At 68.6% G+C, this 3166-nt stretch carries 2 protein-coding genes and 3 pseudogenes; 3 read left to right on the top strand and 2 right to left on the bottom strand.

What is annotated here, in order from left to right; translation table 11 throughout:
* Positions 1–356 (bottom strand): annotated as a pseudogene (locus ABD385_RS41005) (hypothetical protein); the annotation flags it as partial.
* An 84-nt stretch (positions 357–440) separates the two neighbouring features.
* Between ABD385_RS41005 and ABD385_RS41000 the strand changes: the two are divergent.
* From ABD385_RS41000 to ABD385_RS40990, 3 genes and pseudogenes are all read left to right on the top strand, one after another.
* Positions 441–1004 (top strand): hypothetical protein, encoded by a 564-nt coding sequence (locus ABD385_RS41000; protein WP_344585342.1) that lies wholly within the window; start codon positions 441–443, stop codon positions 1002–1004.
* A complete protein-coding gene (locus ABD385_RS40995) occupies positions 1001–1744 on the top strand; it encodes a hypothetical protein (protein ID WP_344585340.1) in 744 nt (247 codons plus the stop codon). Before ABD385_RS41000 ends, ABD385_RS40995 begins: the two co-directional genes overlap by 4 nt.
* 94 nt (positions 1745–1838) lie before the next feature.
* Positions 1839–1948, top strand: a pseudogene (locus ABD385_RS40990) (short-chain dehydrogenase); the annotation flags it as partial.
* 269 nt (positions 1949–2217) lie between these two features.
* Here ABD385_RS40990 and ABD385_RS40985 read toward each other — a convergent pair.
* Positions 2218–2358, bottom strand: a pseudogene (locus ABD385_RS40985) (flavin reductase family protein); the annotation flags it as partial.
* Positions 2359–3166 lie beyond the last annotated feature (808 nt).

Below are 3166 nucleotides of genomic sequence, written 5' to 3'. Positions count from 1 at the left end.
GTGTGCTGGCTCTCTCCACACGCAACGCCACCGAACTGGATCGACGTGGTGCCGGCGGTGCGAGTCCGGGCCCCGAAAGAGCAGGCCGAGCCGTGGTTGGTCGATGACGGGGTCGCCGGCACCTCCCTCGCCGCGGCCTGGCGGCGGCGCTGTGCCCGGGTCGCCTCGATCGAGGCCGGCGCGTCGTCCGGGACGACGCCCGGCTCGATGAACGCGCGGCGGCTCAGCTCCCGCATCGCGGCGGTCCGCCGCTCCACCGCTTCCGCGAGGGCCGGGTCCACCGTCGACGGCCGGACGGCCTGGCGGTGCGCCTCGATGGCGCGGCGGTAGCCGTCCGGCGGGGTCCGTCGCTGCACCGGCGCGGCGGGCACGGTCGGCGGAGTCGGGTCGGCGGCCGCCGTGGCGGGGCCGCCGCGGTGCTCGTACCGCCCTCGTTGGCCGTGAAGCTCGCGGAAGCGGCCAAGCTCGCTGTACGGGCCGAACAGGCCATCAAGACCGGTGAGGATGCCGCGCAGGTTCTCGCGGATCTGAAGAAGATCTACGGGGAGAAGGGCGCCGCCCAGGTCGGCGACTCCACGAGTGCGGCGGGCCTGGGGCTCCGTATCGCGGCCGGTGTGGCGGAGCGAGCCAAGATCGCCCGGGGCAACCTCGACCCCAAGCTGCTGGACAGGCTCCAGACCTCCGGAGTGAAGTTCAGCAGGGCGGACACGCTCTGGATAATCGAGTACGCCAAACCCGGTGCGCCCCTTGCCTGGCTGGAGAAAGGCGACGTCAACAGGGGCCTGATACATACTCTGTTCCGGCACGCAGGGGAGTTCGCACAGGCTGGGGTTCGAGTGGAGGACATCCCGGCTCTCCTGAAGAAGGCCCTGACCGGGGGCACGAGGGTCGGCACCCAGGGTGAAGGAAGAACGATCTTCCAGGTCGTCTTCAACGGTAAGAGTCAGCGCGTGGCCATTAGCGTAGGCGACAGCGGATTCGTGATCGGAGCAAATATCGCATGACCTTCGAAGAACCGCGCTACCTCCTCGTTCAGGCCCGCGGTGAGCCGTCCGCGCTGTACGAGGCGCAGGGGCCCTGGGCCTACGAGGACCTCGGCGCCTTCACCCACACCATCGCGTTGGACGATGACCGGCTGCTCCTCCCGGCGGATCTGGCCGACGCACTGCGCTCCTGGTCGCTGTCCCGCCCGCCGGAGGGCTTCACCTCCCGCCCGGACCTGCGCGAACACGCCAGGCAAGGGTTGGCGGTCGCCCAGCGACTGGCGCGGCACCTCGGGCCGTCGTGGGCGGTGCGCTACCGGGACGAGCATCGCAAAACAGCGAAGTGGGCGTGCTGGGGCTGTGACCGCCTTCACTGGGATCGCGACAGCCACAGCACACCGCCCCACCCGGTTGACCTCACGGTGGAGGGCGAGTACGCGTTCGGTCCGCTGCGCTCGGAGGGATTCGGGGACTTCTTCCCCGACGATCCCGCCGCCGCGCTGACCCTCTCCGACGATCTCGTCGCCGCTCTGTACACGTGGGCGAAGACCATCAACGCCACACTGAACCTGGACCTGCGGGACCGGGAGGACGGCAAGTACGACGCTGAGTGGGAGCGACTGTTCCGCGAAGGCGCGGAGCTGGCGCGACGAGTCGCCCACGAGCTCGGCCCTGCCCGGACAGTGACCTACAAAGGCATGGCACATGGCGGTCTAGCCGCGATCACATCCATCACCTGGCAAGGCGACCAGCAGTTGTAACACTTGCACCCCATGCACCACTGGGCCCGCACTCACCCGAGTGCGGGCCCAGTCAGCTTGATGGGTGCTCCCGAGACGGCGCCGACGAGAACGAGCGGCCCTCATGCAACGTGGCGGCGGTGGCGCGATCGTCAACACGTCGAGGGTCGGTAACCGCCGCGGGAACCGGCCCTGCCGGCGTACGGCGAGATGAAGCGGGCGCTCAAAGTGGCGTCCGGGCATCGAAGGTGGCGGCGATAGCCGGGCCCAGCATGCAGGGCACTGACGCCAAGATGCGGACCACACACGGACCAACTCCCTACCGGTAGTGGTCGCCGACCGTCATATCGGCAGGCCAGAGCCGCTACGGGCGCCGTACCACCAGCAGACCAAGAACCTGCTGGTGAGCTCACCGAAGAAGGGGGATTGCTGTCAACCGTTGCTACAGCCCGTTGACCTGCACTAACGTCAGGGACCCGATACCGCTTTCCTCAGAACCTCGCAGGGGCCAGATTGGCCGTCCCGTCAGGGGACATGGTCGACACCCAGGCGATCGGCCGGGGCACGACCGTGGCGGTCAACAGCTTGTAGAACTCGTTCGGAGCCATCTCTGCAGGATCGAAATCAACGCGCATGGTGATCAGTATCCCTCCGCGCGGCCGCGGATTCCACGGACGATCCGCAGCAACGCCCAACCGCCGAGTTCGATCGAAAGTTCCCGGCATCGGAACCACCGAGCACCAGGAACCAACCCCGCGCCAACAACCACCAGCACCGCCACCCGGCAGGACTTCAACGTCCCCACCCATGCCCGCGGCGGGCCCATCACTCTCAACCTCCACGACCACCTGGTTGAGCACACGCCGAAACGCCCGGGGCCTACCTCAGCATCTCCTCCGACCGCTTCGGCCTGGAGGCCGGCGTCGGCCGCCAGTTCGAAGACGCCCAGGCCCACGCACCTCATCGCCGCCACGGCCACCGCCCTCGCCGCCCCCACCCCCGTAGCCCACTGCAACGCCGGGGTGCCGACCGCGAACCGAGCCCGCCGCCCGCACCAGCCCGGTCAAACCGCTGGTACCAATGCCACTCGACCTCTGCCGGAAGAGGGCAGCTCGAGCCCCCTCGGCAGGCAATCGCCGTACCGTTCAATCTTCGGCGCCACAGGCAGGCGCCGGCTCCGTCCGACCCGTTACCACACCTGCCTCGCGTGGTCGCCGCCGACTGCCTACTGTCAATCGGCTCCAGGGATAAGGACTGTGTCTCCCCTCAACTTCGCCCCCGACAGACACACACCGAGCGAACAGACTGGAGACACACCCAGAGACCTTGCCAACGTGGCCCCAGCAGCGTGGCGCCGCCCCAGCTGGTGGTCGGGTGTCCGCCCTGAAGGGACACGGGGCGTTGCCAACTACGCGTTGAAGGCGAGCGCCCGGAAGGTGTTGC

The organism is Streptomyces lunalinharesii (genome assembly GCF_039532155.1).
Classification (GTDB): Bacteria; Actinomycetota; Actinomycetes; order Streptomycetales; family Streptomycetaceae; genus Streptomyces; species Streptomyces lunalinharesii.
Note: the sequence above shows the minus strand (reverse complement) of the source record. Positions and strands in the feature narration are given on the sequence as shown.

What these genes read in the sequence shown, in the direction of transcription:
- ABD385_RS40995 (WP_344585340.1), top strand. Translation starts at nt 1,001, where the DNA reads ATGACCTTCGAAGAACCGCGCTACCTCCTCGTTCAGGCCCGCGGTGAG.